Annotated in this window: 19 protein-coding genes; 18 read left to right on the top strand and 1 reads right to left on the bottom strand. The window is 36.0% G+C overall.

From position 1 onward, the window contains the following. The first annotated feature begins 196 nt into the window (after positions 1-196). The 7 genes from V7097_RS14685 to V7097_RS14655 all read left to right on the top strand — a co-directional run bounded on the left by V7097_RS14685 (position 197) and on the right by V7097_RS14655 (position 8274). Complete coding sequence (locus V7097_RS14685; RefSeq protein WP_335704377.1) at positions 197-967, top strand: SDR family oxidoreductase; 771 nt, start codon at positions 197-199, stop codon at positions 965-967. A gap of 81 nt (positions 968-1048) precedes the next feature. After that, the gene (gene larE / locus V7097_RS14680) at positions 1049-1849 is read left to right on the top strand and encodes an ATP-dependent sacrificial sulfur transferase LarE (protein WP_335704376.1); all 801 of its coding nucleotides are present in this window, start codon (positions 1049-1051) and stop codon (positions 1847-1849) included. Positions 1850-1962: 113 nt separating this feature from the next. Then, positions 1963-3435: a gluconokinase gene (locus V7097_RS14675; RefSeq protein WP_335704375.1), complete on the top strand. Its 1473-nt coding sequence runs from the start codon at positions 1963-1965 to the stop codon at positions 3433-3435. 76 nt (positions 3436-3511) lie between these two features. Then, on the top strand, positions 3512-4267 hold the full coding sequence (gene larB, locus V7097_RS14670; RefSeq protein ID WP_335704374.1) for a nickel pincer cofactor biosynthesis protein LarB: 756 nt from the start codon (positions 3512-3514) through the stop codon (positions 4265-4267). Then, positions 4268-5182, top strand: a complete 915-nt coding sequence (locus V7097_RS14665; protein ID WP_335704373.1) for a LarC family nickel insertion protein — start codon at positions 4268-4270, stop codon at positions 5180-5182. A gap of 275 nt (positions 5183-5457) precedes the next feature. Then, positions 5458-6441 (top strand): ring-cleaving dioxygenase, encoded by a 984-nt coding sequence (locus tag V7097_RS14660; protein ID WP_335704372.1) that lies wholly within the window; start codon positions 5458-5460, stop codon positions 6439-6441. Between the two features lie 711 nt (positions 6442-7152). Further along, a complete protein-coding gene (locus V7097_RS14655; protein ID WP_335704371.1) occupies positions 7153-8274 on the top strand; it encodes an acyltransferase in 1122 nt (373 codons plus the stop codon). Between the two features lie 109 nt (positions 8275-8383). Here the strand turns inward: V7097_RS14655 and V7097_RS14650 are convergent, their stop codons facing one another. Further along, positions 8384-9547, bottom strand: a complete 1164-nt coding sequence (locus V7097_RS14650; RefSeq protein ID WP_335704370.1) for an MGDG synthase family glycosyltransferase — start codon at positions 9545-9547, stop codon at positions 8384-8386. Positions 9548-10270: 723 nt separating this feature from the next. Here V7097_RS14650 and V7097_RS14645 point away from each other — a divergent pair. From V7097_RS14645 to V7097_RS14595, 11 genes are all read left to right on the top strand, one after another. After that, complete coding sequence (locus tag V7097_RS14645) at positions 10271-11602, top strand: glycosyltransferase family 2 protein (protein ID WP_335704369.1); 1332 nt, start codon at positions 10271-10273, stop codon at positions 11600-11602. 59 nt (positions 11603-11661) lie between these two features. Beyond that, on the top strand, positions 11662-12555 hold the full coding sequence (gene galU, locus V7097_RS14640; protein ID WP_335704368.1) for a UTP--glucose-1-phosphate uridylyltransferase GalU: 894 nt from the start codon (positions 11662-11664) through the stop codon (positions 12553-12555). 117 nt (positions 12556-12672) lie between these two features. After that, entirely contained in the window at positions 12673-14019 is a 1347-nt protein-coding gene (locus V7097_RS14635) for a UDP-glucose dehydrogenase family protein (RefSeq protein WP_335704367.1), read from the top strand. Positions 14020-14088: 69 nt separating this feature from the next. Further along, positions 14089-14301 (top strand): hypothetical protein, encoded by a 213-nt coding sequence (locus tag V7097_RS14630; RefSeq protein WP_335704366.1) that lies wholly within the window; start codon positions 14089-14091, stop codon positions 14299-14301. Beyond that, positions 14302-14448 (top strand): hypothetical protein, encoded by a 147-nt coding sequence (locus tag V7097_RS14625; protein WP_335704365.1) that lies wholly within the window; start codon positions 14302-14304, stop codon positions 14446-14448. Between the two features lie 38 nt (positions 14449-14486). Beyond that, positions 14487-14876, top strand: coding sequence for a hypothetical protein (locus tag V7097_RS14620; RefSeq protein ID WP_335704364.1), 390 nt, complete (start codon positions 14487-14489; stop codon positions 14874-14876). A 364-nt stretch (positions 14877-15240) separates the two neighbouring features. Continuing rightward, positions 15241-15621, top strand: a complete 381-nt coding sequence (locus V7097_RS14615; RefSeq protein ID WP_335704363.1) for a hypothetical protein — start codon at positions 15241-15243, stop codon at positions 15619-15621. Beyond that, the gene (locus V7097_RS14610) at positions 15611-16123 is read left to right on the top strand and encodes a hypothetical protein (RefSeq protein WP_335704362.1); all 513 of its coding nucleotides are present in this window, start codon (positions 15611-15613) and stop codon (positions 16121-16123) included. The genes V7097_RS14615 and V7097_RS14610 overlap by 11 nt, the downstream gene beginning before the upstream one ends. A 296-nt stretch (positions 16124-16419) precedes the next feature. Beyond that, the gene (locus V7097_RS14605; RefSeq protein ID WP_335704361.1) at positions 16420-17433 is read left to right on the top strand and encodes a glycoside hydrolase family 15 protein; all 1014 of its coding nucleotides are present in this window, start codon (positions 16420-16422) and stop codon (positions 17431-17433) included. 426 nt (positions 17434-17859) lie between these two features. Further along, a complete protein-coding gene (gene glgB / locus V7097_RS14600; protein ID WP_335704360.1) occupies positions 17860-19803 on the top strand; it encodes a 1,4-alpha-glucan branching protein GlgB in 1944 nt (647 codons plus the stop codon). Beyond that, positions 19800-20954 (top strand): glucose-1-phosphate adenylyltransferase, encoded by a 1155-nt coding sequence (locus tag V7097_RS14595; protein ID WP_335704359.1) that lies wholly within the window; start codon positions 19800-19802, stop codon positions 20952-20954. Before glgB ends, V7097_RS14595 begins: the two co-directional genes overlap by 4 nt. The last annotated feature ends 2 nt before the right edge of the window (positions 20955-20956 follow it).

Here is a 20956-nt window from a genome sequence, read left to right as displayed (position 1 = left end):
CACGATTTTTCAAAGGAAATTTTTCGATTAGTAAGATCAAAGACTAAGTACGCCACTTCCTGTGGCAACGTCTTTATGACCCACTTCCTGTGGGCCTAAAAATCGGGCGCAAATACGCCAAAGCGCATTTGATTCATGAGAGGAGTAATCCTCTTTACTAAACAAGACTTAATTTCATAATCAAAGGGGAATAGACATGACTAAATTATTTGACTTAACTGGAAAAACAGCTGTAGCAATCGGTGGAAATAGTGTTCTAGGTTCTTCTATCTGTAAGGGATTTGCTGAACATGGCGCAAAGGTAGCTATCGTTGGACGAAACCTTGAAAAAACAGAAGCAGTTGTAAAAGAAATCGAAGCAGAGGGTGGAGTTGCGAAAGCTTTTACAGCAGACGTACTTTCACGTGAATCACTTGAAAATGCTGCGAAAGAAATTCAAGCTTGGTCTGGTGGAATTGACATCCTTCTAAATGCACCAGGCATGAACAGTCCAACTCCATTCTTCGAGCTTGAAATGGATGAATATGACAAAATCATGGATGTAAACCTTAAAGGTTATGTAGTAGCGACTCAAATTTTCGCGAAGAAAATGATTGAACTAGGAAGCAAAGGAAGCATTATTAATATTTCTTCTGTGTCATCTACAACACCGCTATCTAAAGTATTTACATACTCTGTTTCAAAAGCTGGTGTTAACAGCATGACTCAGTTCTTGGCAAGAGAATTCGCACCAAACGGAATTCGTGTAAATGCAATTATTCCAGGATTCTTCCCTGCTGAACAAAACCGTAAGATCTTAAGTGAAGAACGTGTAGCGTCTATCATGGGACACACTCCAATGAATCGTTTCGGTAACCCAGATGAGCTAAAAGGAGCAGCGGTATTCTTAGCTTCAGAAAATGCTTCTAGCTTCGTAACTGGTACATTCATTCGCGTTGATGGCGGATTTGGAAGCATGACTATCTAAAATAGTACTTCTGTTACGTATTTTTAAATGATATAAATAGAAAGAGAACAATTACAACCGGGAGAGAAGGGGGATAAGACAATGTTCGACGAAAAATATCAAAAGCTTGTGTCAATTCTCCGTGAGATGGAATCAGTTGTCGTTGCTTTTTCCGGTGGCGTTGACAGTACCTTCTTACTTAAAGTTGCTGTCGACACACTTGGAAAAGAAAATGTATTGGCGGTAACTGCAGATTCAGAAACATATCCTTCAACTGAGCTTAAAGAAGCTCAAATCCTTGCAAAACACATTGGGGCAAACCATCGTGTCATTGAAACATCGGAGCTAGCCATTCCTGGTTATACAGAGAATGATCGAAATCGTTGTTATTTCTGTAAGAGTAGTCTGTTTGATCATCTCATTCCAGTTATGGAACGTGAAGGCTATCACAATGTTGTGTATGGTGTCATAGCTGATGATATGAATGAGTTCCGCCCTGGCATGAAGGCAGCTAAGGAAAAAGGAATTCGTGGTCCGTTACAGGAGGCAAATCTTTTTAAAGATGAAATTAGAGAATTATCTCGTGAATTTGATTTGCCAACTTGGAGTAAACCATCATTTGCTTGTCTGTCTTCACGGATTGCTTACGGTGAAAAAATTACGATGGAAAAATTAACAAAGGTTGAAAGAGCAGAGGCTTTTCTTAAAACTCTTCGAATCCGTCAGGTTCGTGTCCGCACTCATCAAGAAATTGCAAGGATTGAAGTTGAACCTAATGATATGAAAATTGTCCTTGAAAATCATGAAGCCATTACGAAAGAACTGAATTCAATTGGCTATAAATATATAACACTAGATTTAGTAGGTTACAAGAGTGGAAGTATGAATAAAGTCCTTTCTTAAGTGAAAAAGCTTTGGATTCTTTCCAAAGCTTTTTCTTTGTCAAAGAATAATATGGTAACATTAAGTCACAAACTAACTAAGATACGATAGAACGTGTAAAGGAAGATGTAGGTATGTCACATGAATACGTCATTGGTCTCGATCTTGGGACAACCAGTGCAAAAGCAGTTATCTTTACTTTAGATGGTAAGGTAATTGCAGAAGCTGAGGATCTAGTTACCTCTTACTACCCTAAGCAAGGATGGGTTGAGCAAGACCCTGACGAAATTGAGCGCTCTGCTGTAAAGGCAATTAATATGGCCATTCAGCAAGCGAATGTTATCAAAGATGAAATTATTAGCTTGGGTATTTCAGCAGCCATGCATTCCATCATTTGTATGGGTGATAATGGAGAAGCTCTTTCCCAAGCATTGATTTGGGCTGACGGTAGAAGTACAAAACAAGCGAATGAACTTATGGAATCAGACGGTCTTGAAATTTTTTCAAGAACAGGTATGCCGATTCATCCGATGTCACCTTTAGCAAAGCTCATTTGGATGAAGGAAATTGATTATATTCCATATAACCAAGCCAGTTATTTCTTATCCATTAAAGAATATTTACTATTAAAATGGTTTGGCAAGCGAGTAATTGATTATTCTATGGCTTCTGCTACTGGAATGTTTAACGGAAAAACATTTCAATGGGATGAAGAAGTGCTTAAAAAAGCTGGTATCACAGAAGACATGCTTTCAAAAATCGTCCCACCAACCTACCCATTAACTGACATTAAATCTGCTATTGCAGATGAAATGGGAATTTCAAACGAAATACCTTTTATTATCGGAGCTGCAGATGGTCAATTTGCTAATTTAGGAATTGGAGCGATTTCTCCAGGTGAAGTTGCTGTAACAGCTGGTACAAGTGGAGCCATTCGCCAATTTACAAAAGGATTCCAATCAAATAGAAAACATGAAACTTTTTGTTATGCTTTTTCTGATGAATATTTTATAGTTGGTGGCCCAACGAATAACGGTGGAATTGCCCTTCAATGGTTAAAAGAGCTACTTAATTACCAAGAAAGCTTTGATCATTTTACTGCAGAGGCTGCAAAGGTTGGCCCGGGTGCTGAAGGTTTATTTTTCCACCCATATATAAATGGGGAACGCGCTCCATTATGGAACCAACAAGCCCGTGGTAACTTCTTTGGAATGTCTGTTACCCATAAAACTGAGCACTTTGTTCGTGCCGTTTTAGAGGGGATTACATTTAATCTATACCAAATCGGACAAGCATTAGAAAAACAAGCCGGAGAAACCGAAAAACTTTATGTAAACGGTGGATTGGCACGTTCACCATTGTGGCTTCAAATGCTTGCTGATGTTTTTGGTAAAGAGGTTTACGTCCCAGAAAGCCATCATAGTGCAGCTTGGGGTGCAGCTTGGACAGCACTGGTAGGCATCGGTAAAGTGAATTCCTTTGAAGAAATCAAGAACAATATCCCAATGGGAGAGCCTGTTTTACCAAATAGCGAAAACCATGAGAAATACAAAGCTATTTACGCAAAATATGATGCAATTGGAAAAGATATTATCAAACATTTCTAAACATAAGCGTCAGTCTGATACTGGCGCTTTACTTTAGGTATACATCGATATTGAAATCGATTAAGGTGTGTGAAACATGGTAGAAGAAATCTTAGAGCAAGTCAAAAAAGGAACATTAAGTATAGAAGATGCTAAAAAGCAACTAGCAACCTATGAGAATTTAGGGTTTGCAAAAATTGACCATCATCGAAAAAATAGACAAGGGTTCCCGGAAATTGTTTTTGGTGAGGGCAAGACGAGAGAACAGATTCAAACAATTGTAAATGTTATTAAGGAACGCGGGGATAATGTACTTGTGACCCGCATTTCGCAGGAGAAAGCAGATTTTATTTTACAATCAAATCCTGAGTTTACTTACAATGAAATAGCCCAGGTTCTATATTGGAAGGACGATACAATCGATACCAAACAGAGAAATGGCTATATCGCTATTATTTGTGCAGGAACCTCTGATTTACGTGTGGCGGAAGAAGCAGCTATAACAGCTGAGGTGTTAGGCAGTAACATTCGTCGCTTTTATGATGTAGGGGTAGCTGGCATCCATCGTTTATTTGATAACATTGAAGAGATTCGAAATGCAAATGTTTCTGTTGTTGTTGCTGGTATGGAAGGCGCCTTGCCAAGTGTAGTTGGTGGACTAGTATCCCACCCAATTATTGCAGTCCCAACAAGTATCGGTTATGGGGCAAATTTTCATGGATTATCAGCCTTACTAACAATGCTTAATTCCTGTGCATCTGGAATCAGTGTAGTGAATATCGACAATGGTTTCGGTGGTGCTTACAACGCCGTCTTAATTGATCAACTTGCACGAAAAGGGGAACTAGATTAAATGAAAACATTATATTTTGACTGTTTTTCCGGAATTAGTGGGGATATGGTAATTGGTGCATTGCTTGATGCAGGTGGTGACCCACAAAAATTTGTTGAGGAATTAATGAAACTTCAATTTGAAGATGAATACGAATTAGCATGGAAAAAGGTCGTAAAAAACGGGATCACATCAACAAAATTTGATGTCATTTTAAAAGATGAAGGCCATAAGCAATCACATGAGCACTACCACGATCATGAGCATGTACACCATCATCATGATCACGACCATCATCACGAACATACTCATGACCACCATCATCATGAACATATACATACACATGACCATAGCCATGCTCATCACCATAATCATGAACAAGATCATCACAGCCATGACCACGATCATGGCCATAATCACCATCATTCACATCGTGCCTATAAGGATATTGTGAAGATGATTGAGGAATCTGAATTGGCCACTGAAGTAAAGGAAATATCACTTAAGATTTTTAAGAAAATCGGTGAAGCGGAAGGTCTTATCCATGGACTTCCATTGGAAAAAGTGCATTTTCATGAAGTTGGTGCTGTTGATTCTATAATTGACATTGTCGGAGCAGCTATTTTACTGCATCAATTAGAAATAACTTCAGTTAAATCGTCACCTGTACCAGTTGGAACAGGTAAAATCCATATTGACCATGGCATTTATCCTGTTCCAGCACCTGCTACTCTTGAAATTTTAAAAGGGGTACCAATTGAACAAAGCGATATTCGTTTTGAACTCACGACTCCCACTGGAGCAGGAATTATATCCGTCCTCACAGATGAATTTTGCAGCTTTCCTTCAATGAAGGTAGCAGCAATTGGCTACGGGGCCGGCACAAAAACGTTTAAAGATCGTCCAAATGTTCTTCGTGTCATTATTGGAGAATAAAGTTAAAGCCTCCGGCGGAGACATGCGATTTTCAATGGAAATTTTTTGAGAAAGCTCGAAAAAATCTGGGCACAAATACGCCAAGGCGTATTTGATTAAGTTAGTCCTCACCAAGGTGGGGACTTTTCTTTTTTAGAATTCCTTTATTGACACAAGTTTTAATAAACAGTATAATTATCTTGAATTAAAGATATCTCACTTAAAGATATTTTTATAAATAATTTATAATTGCTTGGAAAAACTAAAATACACGTACTATATTGGAGGCATAAGTAATGAACGGATTAAAAGGAATACACCATGTCACTGCGATCACCAGTAGTGCAGAAAAGAACTATGAATTTTTCACCTATGTATTAGGAATGCGACTAGTAAAAAAAACCGTAAACCAAGATGATATTCAAACATATCACTTGTTTTTTGCAGACGATAAAGGAAGTCCTGGTACAGATATGACATTCTTCGATTTTCCAGGAATCCCGAAAGGAGTACATGGTACAAATGAAATTTCAAAAACATCTTTCCGCGTTCCAACCGATGCTGCGATTAATTATTGGGAAAAACGGTTTAATCGATTAAATGTTAAACATTTTGGAGTAAAAGAACAATTTGGGGTAAAAACACTATCTTTCGTTGACTTTGATGATCAACAATATCAATTAGTTTCAGACGAAAACAATAAAGGTGTGCTTGCCGGTACTCCATGGCAAAAAGGGCCAATACCATTAGAATATGCAATCACTGGTTTAGGACCAATATTTGTACGAACTGCTCATTTTGATTTCTTTAAGGAAATGCTTGAAAAAGTTTTACAATTTAAAGAAATTGCAGCTGAAGGCTCCAATCACCTGTTTGAAGTAGGTGAGGGAGGAAATGGGGCACAGGTTGTCGTTGAAAATAACACTGTTCTTCCACCATCACAACAAGGTTTTGGAACAGTCCACCATGCAGCTTTTCGTGTAGAGGATAAATCAGTCCTTGAGGAGTGGGACAATCATATACGCGGATTCGGTCTCCAAACATCGGGCTTTGTTGATCGTTTCTTCTTCGGTTCACTTTATTCAAGAGTAGCACCTGGAATTCTATTTGAATTTGCTACAGATGGACCTGGTTTTATGGGGGATGAACCTTATGAAACATTAGGAGAAAAACTATCTTTACCACCATTCTTAGAGCCAAAGCGTGAGGCTATTGAGAGTTATGTTCGTCCGATTGATACCGTCAGAAGTACTAAAGATATTGATAAAGAATATGAATAAAAAATTAGTCAAACCAGATGCTCTTTATGAGGATCTGGTTTTTTAATAGTATAGGAAATGATAATAAGGTATTTCACCATGGAAAGTGGATATGTAAAAAACCTTATTATTAATATTCTAAAACATTTACATGCTCATTATCACAAACGTTTATATTTGTAATTTGTCTATTCGTAAATACTCCACATTGACCATTCACAAATCTAATGCACTAACCGTCATTCTTGATACCTCCGAATCTTCCGGCTAAGTAAAAACAATGAGTTTTAATAAAGCCACCATCAAAAATCCCTTTATGCTTTACGTTTCTCGGCATGCCTAGCAGGATTTAATCAAATCAGTTAGTGATTCCGATATTTTAGGTATATTTGCTCACTTCATCATTCACAATTTTTCAAACCTAGGTCAAAAAAGAAAAAGGAAAACTACTTTCTAAGTATTCTGGTTCAATTTAAACTGTATCGTGACAAATTAAAGGTAAGATGGCAAAGAGTCCATGACTTTAACATCAATTTTTCTGACTGGCTAAGAATTAGGGAAAAAAACCTACCCATGATATCAATCGATACAGCGTTTACATTGAGGTTTTTTGTATATTTCGTTCACTTTTAATATTCAGGACTATTGAATCCTTTTCATAAAAAGCCAACAAATACCTTCATGTTTGAATTAAAATGAGGTTGAATTTTGTGGTAAAGGAGGAAAAATTGAATGTCTAATGAAACAACAAGTGATTCAAGCCAACAAAATAACAATTATCTCTTTGAGATTCATTTTTTACGTGCATTTGCCTGTTTAGCAGTTGTTGGTGTCCATGTTTCAGCTACACACTATGGAATGAATGAAGATACATGGAATTGGTTTACTTATTTTATTAACCAATATGGTCGGTTCGGTACTCCAATTTTAGTTGTTCTAAGTGGTTTTCTTCTTTTCTATCAAGTAAAAAGAAGAGGTTTTCGATTAGGTCATTTCCTTTCATCTCGTGTAACTAAGATTGTACTCCCTTTTCTAATTTGGAGCTTAGTCTATCGTTACCTCCTTTATTATTACGAGAATCAAGAGCTAGGACGTATTAAAGGAGAAATTGGAAATATTTTAATGGGGAATGCCTTTTATCATCTTTATTTTTTTCTGATCATTATTCAATTCTATTTTATCTTTCCATTTTTACAAAAGCTATTTCGAACCCAAACTATGATGATCGTATTTTTATTTCTATCATTTTTAGTGAGTTATAATCTCTTTGGATTTAATCCGGATTTAGAAGGGGTAATCGGAGAATTTATAGCAAGCAAATCTTTTATGCCAATCTGGATTTTTTATTTTGCTTTTGGTGGATTACTAGCTTACTTTTGGAATGAAATTCTCTCCTTTGCAACAAAGCGTCCTTGGAAGATGCTTACACTAATCTTGATTATCTCAATAGGTGCAGTCATTGAATATACAATATATGGGGATATTTCAAATAGAAGATTAACAAATTTAGCAAATATTCCATTACTAAGTATCGCTATTATTGGGATTTATCCATTTTTAGCCAGATGGAATGTGTTCAAAAAGACTCTTACAATAATTGGCCAATACTCAATGGGAATTTACTTGATTCACCCACTAATTTTGTATCTATTTGCCCGCCATTTACCAGAACAATACTGGAATGTAGATTACGTGCCTATCATGTTTTTAGCCGTTTTAATCATTGCGGTGGTTTTTATTAAAATGTTTCAATACATTCCACTTAGCAGTTTTGTGATCCCTGTTCCAAAGCTTAAAAAGACTCGAGATTTACATGCGAAATCAAGTGGTGTTCATGATGAAAAACCTGTATAAATCAAAAGAAAGAGGTTCCCTTCGGGGGTGCCTCTTTCTTTTGATTATGTTTAAATTCCAGCAAAATCCTCCTAAAATAATTTATTTTATCACATAAGGGAAATAAGTCTTATAGACTGCAATAGATTCTGGATAATATTTGATCAAGGTATTGAACTCGCTTATTCGAGTTCTTGCTTGTCACCTTTTCTATAATATAACTTGCTACTTCTACACAGTTGTTCATCTCAATCTCACTAAGGTAGAGATTGATTGCTTTATTCATTTGTATTATACCAGCTGGATTTTTTAGTGCTGTTACCACTTGTTCCTCCACTGATCTAGTCTTATTTAGTTTTTGAACCAATCCTTTTCGTTCTAAATAATTCATATTAATTTCTTCTTGTCCTGGGAGAACCGAATGGATAAAGATTGGAATTCTTTTCTTTATGGCTTCACTAATAGTCACGCCACCCGGTTTTGTAATAATTGCGTCAGCCCAATTATATAAATGATTCATCTGTTCAGTACACGTAATATAGGGTAGAGGTTTAATTGAATTTATATTTAATGAAGCAATTTCCTTATATAATTTTGCATTGGATCCGCATAGGACACGATATTCGACTAAGTCTCTATTCTCGGATTTAAGAAAGGATAGCTGATTTCCTAAACCTAAGCTCCCCCCGGATACAAGAATGTGCATTTTTTTATTATTTGTCCGTCTACCTGGTCTTTTGGAGACTAAATCGGCTGTAACAATTCCAGTTTTGATGATGTTTTCTTCAGGAACTGATGCTTTGATCAAATCAGTCTTAGTTTCTTTTGAAGGGACAAAATGCATATCTACTTGATTGATTCCCCAAAGCTCATTAATGAAAAAATCTGTATACACATTAATCATTGGCGTTTTACAAACACCATATTCTTTAAGTTTACTTACGAAAAACGATGGAAAGCTATGTGTACATATAATTATATCCGGCTGTGTTTCCTCAAGTAACTGTTCCATTTTTTCTAAAAAGAGTGCTTCGTATATAGAGCAAAGGATGACAGATTTTTTGCTAAAGAATTGTTTGTAGAATTTGCTGTATATCACGGGACTTTTTGTTATCCATTTTAAGTACACGTTGGAAATGAGCTTTTCAAATACCGGACTTATATAGCTGAGAAACTCTACTTTTTCACATTGAATATAAGAATCCTGTTTTCTAAAAGAATCAATTAGTGTGTCAGCAGTTCTATGATGTCCGGATTCCATTGTAAAGAGCGGCAAAACGAGTATTTTTTTCATTTCCTTCCTCCATAAAAAAATATTTATGGTTTTTAATCTAATCTACCATAAAAGAAAGCACGTATCATCTAATAAAAAGTGAGGTCTTCTATATTTGTATGTTGTACATTTTGATGAAGTGACTGTTGAAATATATGATTTGTATTTAGCAAAGTTCCAATAGTAGTTAAACAGATTGCTATTGAAATCAAAATAATGAAAGATCTAATGTACCAATGATTGTTACAAGATATAGAGATTACCATTTTTTTCTATTTTTTAATTTGAAATGTATCTTATGAAATATTTCCAAGCAATTTGCCCAAAAAAGTATTTTGATTTAGAAAATAGTAAATCTTTCTAGGTACAAATTATCTTTTTAAAAAAATTTTTGCCGAATAGTTTTTTACCTCATATTTCGTTTTTTTATTAATATTTTTTGTTTTTTTTTGTTAATTTTTCGTGTCTTTCTTTACACGTACAAAAATATCGCTCACACCGTACTTGAAAGCCTTTAGTACAAGTTCAAAAATCCCTAATAATAATAGAAGATTACAGATTTTTCAACGACGTATTTTGTTGTTTTAACGCTTACATCGTTGATATGTAGCGTTTTTCATTCAATGAACGGACAGGAATAGATTTTGATACAGGAAAAACGATACATGAACAAAACAAGTCTTAATCAATACTCTATTGTGTGAAAACAAAAAGAAAAATAATGAGAATTGTGAGGAGAAAAAGATGGCAAAAGATGGAGAAGGTGTTCAATCACGATCGAACACACAAAGCATTGAAACAAGGAAAAGGTTTTCGAAAAAAGAAAAAACTTTTGTAATCACATTATTTGTGATTACTGTATTTTGCCTTTTCTTTGTGAACTGGACGGCAACAAACGCAATAAATCTAACGATTGGAGTTTATGGGTCTGTTATGATTACTTACCTACTGGGAAAAATGCTTCTTTCGTTTAAATATGCGGAAGTCACAATGGAACCACCAGATTTAAAAGTATCCGTCGTGATTCCCTCTTATAATGAAGCCCCCGAAGCTGTATTGGGGACAGTCGAAAGTATATTAAAACAAGATTATCCTATTCATGAAATCTTCATCATCGATGATGGCAGTAAAGATACTTCAGCCTATGAAGCTGTTTTAAAGCTTAGGGATAATCTTGAATCATTGGAAACGTTATCGGATCAAATGCCAAACTTGATTGTTCACCGTCTGCCGGAAAACAAAGGGAAACGACACGCTCAAATTTGGGGCTTTGAACGGGCAACAGGTGATATTTATGTAACGGTTGATTCCGACTGTACAGTGTTCCCTGATGCTATTCGTGAATTATTAAAGCCTTTGAATGATTCTAATGTAACTGCTACGACAGGTCATGTAAATATTCGGAATCGGACAGCTAATATTCTTACTCGCTTAATTGATATGCGCTATGATAATGCATTCCGTGTTGAGCGTGCTGCTCACTCTGTTACGAATAATGTACTGGTATGTAGTGGTCCATTAAGTGCATATCGTAGGGAAGTTGTCATGAAAAACTTAGGGCATTATGGCAATCAAAACTTTCTTGGTCAACAAGTACAATTAGGTGATGACCGTTGCCTAACAAACTATGCAATTAGAGAAGGAAAGACATTATATCAATCTACTGCCCGTTGTATTACTGACGCTCCAACTAAATTAAGAACTTTAATTAAACAGCAATCACGATGGAACAAATCATTTTTTAGAGAAAGCTTAATTGCCTTAAAAATTGGTTTAAAAAAGCCGAACGTCTTTATTTGGGTCATCCTAGAAATGTTTCTGTGGATCGCCTTTGGGATTTCTTTAGTTATGGCTTTTTATATTGCTTCTTCTACGATGGCTTGGATTATTTTAATCTATTACCTTGCCTATGTTATTATTTCAGCCTATGCGCGAAATGTCTTTTATGCGTATAAAAGACCATTGACATTTTTAATGGCGCCGCTATATGGATTGTTATTCTTAATCATACTATGTCCACTTCGTATCTGGGCATTACTTACTCTTCGTTCATCTTCTTGGGGAACTAGAGAGTAAAATTTTTATAAATAAGAAAGGTTTATTCTATGAATCTTTTGTGATTGGAGATGTTTAATTTGAAGGTTCGTAAAGCGATTATTCCTGCCGCTGGTTTAGGCACACGATTTCTCCCTGCATCAAAAGCACAACCAAAAGAAATGCTTCCAATTGTGGATAAGCCAACCATTCAATATATTGTTGAAGAAGCGGTGCATTCTGGTATTGAAGATATTCTTGTAATCAGCGGGCGTAATAAGCGGGCAATAGAGGATCACTTTGATAAATCATATGAGTTAGAAGAAACCTTATTAAAAAAAGAAAAGTATGAAAAGCTTCAAGAAATCCAAGAAATTTCAAATCTAGCAAACATCCATTATATCCGTCAAAAAGAGCCTCTTGGCTTAGGGCATGCCATATATTGTGCACATCGGTTTATTGGAAACGAACCATTTGCCGTACTTCTTGGGGACGACATCGTTAAAGCCGACGTACCTTGCCTAAAGCAACTGCTTGATGTTTTTGACCAGCATCAAGCATCTGTTCTTGGAGTTCAGGTAGTTGAGCCTCACGAAGTTTCTAAATATGGAATTATTGATCCGAATAAAAGTAATACGCTTAAAAACGGTGTACTTCCCATTGATTCGGTTGTTGAAAAACCAGCCATTAAAGAAGCGCCATCCAATTATGCCATCATGGGTCGTTATATCCTTACACCGGAAATTTTTGAGATTTTGGCAACATTACCGCCAGGCTCAGGAAATGAAATTCAACTAACAGATGCGATTAAACTGTTGAACGAAAAACAAACTGTTTTAGCCTATAATTTCAAAGGTAAACGCTATGATGTTGGAGATAAAACTGGCTTCGTAAAAGCAACAATTGACTTTGCATTAGAAAGATCAGAAATAAGTGAAAATATCGAAGCCTATTTAAAAAATCTAGTTATCGATATGGATCATAATATTTCTTAAAAATAGGAGATGAGAAGTACGCGATTTATTGTTGATTTAAAATCTCCCAATTGCGTTTTCTAGAATTTAAATATTGATATTAAAAAATTATTAGAGCTTTTCAAAGGAGGAGTTTTAATGAAAATTACAATTATCGGAACAGGTTATGTTGGGCTGGTAACAGGTGTTTGTTTGTCTGAAATTGGCCATGATGTCACTTGTCTCGATATTAACAACGAAAAAATCGAATTGCTTAAGCAAGGAGTCTCCCCGATTTATGAACCAGGATTAGAGGAATTAATAGTAAAGAATCTAAAAAAGGGAACCCTTCAATTTGTTTCAAATCATGATATTGGTCTAAAAGATGCTGAGGTAATCTACATTGCTGTTGGTACGCCTCAAGAAGAAGATGGAGCAGCTGATCTTTCTTATATTTTCCAAGCTGCAAGGGACATCGGTCAAAATATTAGACGTGATGTTATAGTAGTGACAAAAAGCACTGTTCCGCTTGGTTCGAATTATAAAATTAAAGAATTAGTTTTGGCTAATTTACAAGGTAACCATTGTATTGAAGTTGTTTCAAACCCTGAATTTTTACGTGAAGGATCGGCCGTGTATGATACCTTTCATGGTGATCGTATTGTAATTGGAACCGAAGACCCTGAAGCGGCTAATGTAGTAGAAAAAATTAATAAGCCGTTTGGTCTACCAGTTATAAAAACCAGCATCAGCAGTGCAGAAATGATTAAATATGCTGCTAATGCGTTTCTAGCAACAAAAATTTCTTTTATTAATGAAATTGCTAATCTTTCAGAAAATGTTGGTGCTGATATTACGGAGGTTTCGAAGGGGATTGGGATGGATGCACGTATCGGTTCCAAATTCCTTAAAGCGGGAATTGGTTATGGTGGATCTTGCTTCCCTAAAGATACAAAGGCATTGCTCAAAACTTCGGAGGCTGTCAATCATGATTTTTCGTTACTAAAATCGGTTATCCAAATTAATGAAAAACAAAAAACTGTACTAGTCAAAAAGGCAAAGGAACTCTTTGGTTCGCTTAAAGGAAAACGGATTGCCCTTATAGGTCTTTCCTTTAAGCCTAACACGGATGATATGAGAGAGGCAGCCTCTATTAGTGTTTCTAAAGTGCTAGATAATGAAGGTGCTGAATTAGTTGCCTATGATCCAATTGCAAATGAAAACGCTAAGGAAATCCTTCCAAAAAGTGTTAAGTATGTAGATCGAATTGAAGATGCCATTAAAATAGCAGACGTCATTTTTCTGTTAACGGACTGGAAAGAGATTGTAGAAAAAACTTTAATCTTATCAAGCCTACTTGTGGAAAAACCGATTATCTTTGATGGTCGAAACTGTTATACCGCAGAAGAAGCTAGACAATATAAGGTTGAATATTTCTCGATTGGAAGAGAGCCTGTAAAACCTGATGGAGGACAGAGCAACTCATCAAATATTTCATCTATTTAATGATAGTTTTCATGAAACAAAGTTTACAAAACAACCAAAAAAAATAATAAAACGAGAGGATTATTTTAAATGAAAAAAATAACAACTGCTCTATTAGTATCTGCTTTAGCTTTTAGTGTAACTGGTCACGCATCGGCACAGGAAGTAAAGGAGCCTACCCCAATCGTTCAAAATGTAGATGTAAATAATATTTGGCAATCCATTGATCGTTTTCAAGCAAATGTCTTTCTTAATGATGCGAAGTATAAAGTTTCATATGACAATGATGATGGTATTGTATAGGTGAAAATTCAGAAGGAAACAGGTAATGAGGTAATTGAATTAACAGGACAAGAAGCAAATGACCGTGTCATTGAATTTGTAAAAAATCTTGATTTATCAAAGAATATCAGTAAGGAAGAATTATTGAATCGTTTTCGACTGCCCTAGGAGTTGAGTTTTCAGATGTAAAAAAAGCAGATGCAAAAGTGACTTTCACAAACAATGCAAAAGCATCTTTCTCTTATAAGCAAGGAGAAAAATCTAACATTAGTAATCCTTTTGATCTTCGTAACTTAAAAGTGCAGCTTAGAGCGAATGACGGTACTTTCTACAATATTCATGTAAATAAGAAAAATGATAAAGATCATATTCAAAAACGGACAGAGGAAGGCGTGGAAGTATTAAAAGGTACGGAAGCTAGTGAAGAAATTTCCAGGCTTGTGGAGGGTATCATCCCAAAAAATGACACAGCTTGGAATGAATATTTAGCAACTGTTTCTGATGTACTTGGAATTGAAGTAACGAATATTTCTAAAGTAGATATCGATGCTAATTTTGTTGATAACACAAAAGTAGATTTAAAATTTCAAAGATAACATCTATTATTGAAACGGGTTCCTTCTATGGAATCCGTTTTATTTGTTAATTTAGTTTTTATAAATTATGGATATGTTCAACTCAGCTTCTGATTTCTTCTCCCTGCACTCAGCGACACGCGTGCAATAGGGCATCCATTTTTATGTTTGGGTTTAGTAATTTCTGGTTGCTCATGACAACAAACATTTACCAATTGCGATTGTACATAGGTCAAAAGACGCGAAACCTTGTTTTTCGCGCGTTAATTTCTTCCATAAATACTGACCATGGAAGGATTTTATCGAAATCAATCGAAATTTGTCTCATTTCATTGTATAATTATCTGTTGTAAGACAAAAAGCTTGGAAAGGAAGATGTCCAATTATGGAATGGGCGTTAGTCATATTATTTGGAGTAGCAGCGGTTTTACTTATTTTATCTTATGCTCTTACGAAAAAAGCAAAAAAGGTAGAACAGCGAGAGCTTGAATTATTTTCAGTAACTTTTATGGAGGAAATAAACAAGCTACAACAGCAAATGAGAAACCTCGAATTAGACAATGAAATTCTTGCAAACCAAGCAGGGATTGATACTACAGATAAAGAACATCGTGGGTTACTTCGTGATGCACTTGATTTATATAAAAGAGGATATTCAGTGACAAGCATTGCGAATGAGAAAAAGTTAAGTGAGATCGAAGTACAAGGTTTGCTATCTCCTTTTATCAAGCAAACAGAAGGGAGAAAAGCAGCCAATGACCGCTAAAACATTAACTAGCTTCGCCTCTGGGCTATTACTTGCTGCAGTGGTTTGTGCTGTTGTTTATTTTTTCGGTCCCCAACAAGCAACGAGTTCAAAGGCAGAAGAAAAACCAACCGTTGAAGAGTTGAAGAGCCTTCTAACTGCAGAAGGTTACGCTGTCCTGTCTTCAGATGAGTGGAATAATGCTAATACTGAAACAAATAATACGGTTGATAAAGCACAAGAAGAACCAAAAGAAGAAGTAAAAGAAGAAGTGGTGGAAGAACCAAAAGAAGAACCTGCTGAACCGGAAGTCAAGCAAACCGTCATCACTGTCTCCGAGGGTATGACAAGCTATGAGGTCGGAAAAGCACTTATTTCAGCCCAAATTATTAGCGGAAATGCTTGGGATTTCGCAAACCTAGTCGAGAAAAAAGGCGTTGCCAAATACTTAAAGCTTGGCACATTCGAAATTAACAGCAATATGACAGCAGACGAAATCATTTCAATAATCTTTAATAAATAATAATCCTGCACAAAAAAGACCAAAACCACGAAAAAGTGTGATTTGGTCTTTTAAATTTTTGTGAAACATTTTGCTTGAATGAAGAAAAATCGGGCTGTGACATGCACAAAAACGTAGGCGTTTATCACAAAAAGATGACATTTGTTATCATTTTGGCTGTGCTTACATATTATAGAATATAAATTAATAATAATTATTAATTAAGTAAATAACCTTAAATGCCTTTGATGTGTTTTATAAATATGATTTCTGTCAAGAATGAATGTATAGTAAATAAGCTAATGGGGTGATACGAAATGTATACCAATAAAGCAATTCAGGTTCTTGACCGTATGCGTTTATCAAATGGTGCTTATACAGCAAGTTTATCAAATGATTATAGCTATGTGTGGATTCGAGATATTGTATATACAGTTCTTCCATTTATCAATGAACCGTCTGACAGATATGTGAACGCTTATCATGCATTATTTGATATGTTTAAGACGTATGAGTGGAAAATTGATATCCATCGGAAAAAGAAACCAATTTATTTGTTTGAATACATCCATTCACGGTATTCCACAGATTTAAAAGAGATGCCTGTCGAATGGGGGCATGCCCAAAATGATGCAATTGGCGCATTTTTATGGGGAGTTGGTGAAGGCTACCGATTAGGACAAAAAGTAATCCGAGATAAAAAGGATATTGAAATTGTTCAAAAGCTCGTCGATTATCTAGAATGCCTTCAATATTGGAAAGCAAAAGATAATGGCATGTGGGAAGAGAACATGGAAGTTCATGCTTCAAGTATAGGGGCATGTGTCGCGGGACTAAATGCCGTAAAAATCCTTGTTAATGTAAAAGAAGATCTAATTAAAAAAGGTGAAAATGCACTCCGAAACTTATTACCGCGAGAAAGCGAAACAAAGGACTCTGATTTAGCACTCCTTTCCCTTGTATTCCCTTATCGGGTGGTTGACCGTGATACTGCCATTAAGATTGTTGAAACCGTTTCCTCAAAATTGGAGCGCACGTATGGTGTGATTCGCTATGAAAATGATCAGTATTATAATGAAGGAAATGAAGCTGAGTGGTGCTTTGGTTTCCCATGGCTAGGGCTTTGCTACCTTGAATTAGGTCAATTTCATAAAGCAAGTGAATATATAGAAAAAACGAAAAGGATTGTGCCTGATAATTGGGAGGTTCCTGAGCTCTATGTAGGTGGTACAAATAAACCAAACGGAAACACCCCATTAGCATGGTCAGTTGCGATGTCCTATATTTTCCTCACGAAAATGGAGGACCTTGCACAACAAAAAATTTCTTAAAAAGCTGCGTAAGCAGCTTTTTTGTGTGGAGTATTTTACAGTATGTACAAATACAAAACCAAAAAATATTCCAATATAGCAAAAACCAAAGGACCTCACCATTTTTTACATTATTTCACAATATCAAATTTCTGCACAAAAAAGTAAAAAACTCCCACAAATCAACATCGTATTGTAAACGGTTTCATATTTATTTTCAAAAATATTCACATTAAAATAATAATTTTCTGCCTATTCTACCTTTTATGACAATAAAAAACATTATTCGCCAAAGGAATAAATCTCACACACCACGAATTAATATAATAAAGTGAGAAGGTAATACCAAACCTTGGTCTTATTATTATTTATTAATTTCATACAAATGACATAAATTTTTGGTATTACAAACTTTCTACTTACATATAACAAAAGGAGGATATGTTAGTGAATTCTACACTTGAAAAGGAGGCTGAACTTTTTCCAAGTGAGTTCGACCTGTATTTATTTCACGAAGGAACATTATTAGAAGGCTACAAGATGCTTGGTGCACATGTCATGACCTATAAAGGTGTAGACGGTGTTCGTTTTTCTGTTTGGGCACCTCATGCCAAGGCCGTGTCTGTCGTTGGAGATTTTAATAAATGGGATGGCAGTGAAAATAGCCTTATAATGATTCCAAACTCTGGTGTTTGGATTGGATTTATTCCAGGATTAAAAGAGGGTGAACTTTATAAATATAAAATCACTAATGCAAATGGCGAAAAGAAACTAAAAGCAGATCCATATGCATTCTCTTCTGAAGTAAGACCAAATACTGCTTCCGTTATATCAAGACTTGACCAGTACAAATGGAATGATAAGAAATGGATAAAAAACCGAGATAAAGCTGATTCCTACAATAATCCAATGCTAATTTATGAACTACATACTGGCTCTTGGAAAAAGAAAGAAGATGGCAGCTTTTATTCATACCGTGAACTAGCGGATGAAGTGATTGATTATGTAATAGAACATGGTTTTACACATATTGAATTGATGCCTATTATGGAACATCCATTTGATTTATCCTGGGGCTACCAAATAACAGGTTTTTATTCAGTAACGAGTAGACATGGTAGTCCTTTAGATTTCATGTATTTTGTGGACCAATGTCACCTCAAAGGCATAGGCGTTATTCTTGATTGGGTTCCCGTTCATTTCTGCCGTGATGAACACGGATTAGGAAGGTTTGATGGAACTCCTCTTTATGAGCCAACTGATTCAAAACGAGCTGATCGACCATTATGGGGAACGTACAGCTTTGATTTTACAAAACCAGAGATTCATAGTTTCTTATTATCCAATCTTGCTTTTTGGATGGATATGTATCATATTGATGGCTTTCGAATCGATGCCGTGTCTTCACTAATTTACCTCAACCATGACAACCCGCAACAAGAAAAGCTTTTTAATCAATATGGTGGAGAAGAAAATCTTGAAGCAATCGAGTTTATTAAAAAAGCAAATGAGGCCATTTTCAAACGGCATCCTGGGGTTTTAATGATCGCAGAGGAGGCAACCGATTATCCCCTTGTTACAGCACCAACCTCTGAAGGTGGATTAGGGTTTAATTATAAATGGAATATGGGCTGGGTGAATGATGTTCTTAAATACATGCGACTACATCCATCTGACAGACGTTATCACCATAACTTATTAACTTTTTCTTTTTTTTATGCATTTTCAGAAAATTTTGTATTACCATTTTCACATGATGATGTTGTACACGGAAAGAAATCCCTATTAGATAAAATGCCAGGCGATTACTGGCAAAAGTTTGCAAATTTGCGATTACTATACGGATATTTGATGACCCACCCAGGAAAAAAACATCTCTTTATGGGTGGAGAGTTCGGCCAATTTTCCGAATGGAAGGAACTTGAGGAGCTAGATTGGATGCTACTTAACTATGAATCCCATTCAAAGCTTCAAGCCTTTTTCAAAGAGCTTCAACATTTTCACCAGATGAATTCAAGTCTTTGGAGACTAGACCATGCACAAGAAGGCTTTGAATGGATTGACCCTGATAACCATGATCAATCTGTGATTACTTTTATGAGGCATGGAAAGCGCAAAGGTGATTACTCAATTATCGTTTGTAATTTTTCAACAGAAGTCTATGAAAATTATTGTATTGGCGTCCCATCGACTGGGAGTTATATAGAAGTATTAAACAGTGATTCAGTGGAATTTGGAGGATCTGGTCAAATTAACGCAACAGCTATTACAGTTGATAAGACGCCAGCACATAATCAACCATATAGCATGACAATCAAGGTTCCACCTTTAGCGATTAGTATTTTCAGAAAACAGACAAAAAACAGAAAAAGAGGTGTCGTCAAAAAATGAGGTCAAAGAAGTGGATTGCAGTTGTATTAGCAGGTGGTCAAGGGTCAAGATTGGGGGAATTAACGACAACCCTGGCCAAACCCGCCGTTCCATTTGGTGGAAAATACAGAATTATAGATTTTCCTTTAAGTAATTGTACTCATTCAGGTGTTGATACAGTTGGTGTCATTACTCAATATCGCCCACATGTGCTCAATAATTATGTAAGCAATGGGCGTCCTTGGGATTTAGACCGGAACAATGGGGGAGTAACAGTCCTTCCGCCATACCTTGGGAAGAATGGTGGAGATTGGTACAAAGGAACTGCCAATGCAGTCTACCAAAATATTCATTATATCGAGCAGTATGATCCAGAATATGTGCTTATTTTATCTGGCGATCATATTTATAAAATGGATTATAGTAAGATGCTTCGCTTTCACCTGGAAAAAGATGCTGCTGCTACTATTGCAGTCATTGAAGTTCCATGGGCAGAAGCAAGCCGATTTGGAATCATGAATACAAATGATGAAAAGAAAATTGTTGAATTTGATGAAAAACCAGCCAATCCTAAAAGCAATCTTGCTTCAATGGGGATTTACTTGTTCAAATGGAAGCTATTAAAACAATACTTAATCGAAGACGAAGGAAATCTTCATTCTTCCAACGATTTTGGGAAAGATGTTATTCCAAAATTACTAAAAGACAATAATCAGTTATATGCGTACCAGTTTGATAGCTATTGGAAGGATGTTGGTACAATCGAAAGCCTTTGGGAAGCTCATATGGACTTGTTAGATGATGCTCCTGGCTTTGATTTGCATGATCCGAGCTGGCCATTCTTTACGGGAATCGCGACTCATCCACCACAATATATATCACCGGCTGCGGAAATTTCTCAGTCATTAATCAATGAAGGCTGTATCGTACACGGAACGGTAGACCACTCCGTACTCTCATACAATGTGAAGGTTGGAGAGAATTCGATTATTAAAGATTCTGTTATCATGCCGAATGTTCAAATTGGCAAAAATGTGACCATTCACAAAGCAATTATCGCAAGTGATTTATGCATAGCAGATGGAGCAATTATTGGAACAGATGCCCCAAATGCTGCCATTACATTAGTTGGAGACGAAACCATTATAAGACCCTTAAGCGTAAGTAAATAACT

This window comes from Bacillus sp. JJ1562 (assembly GCF_036962705.1).
Lineage (GTDB): Bacteria > Bacillota > Bacilli > Bacillales > Bacillaceae_L > Ferdinandcohnia.
Note: the sequence above shows the minus strand (reverse complement) of the source record. Positions and strands in the feature narration are given on the sequence as shown.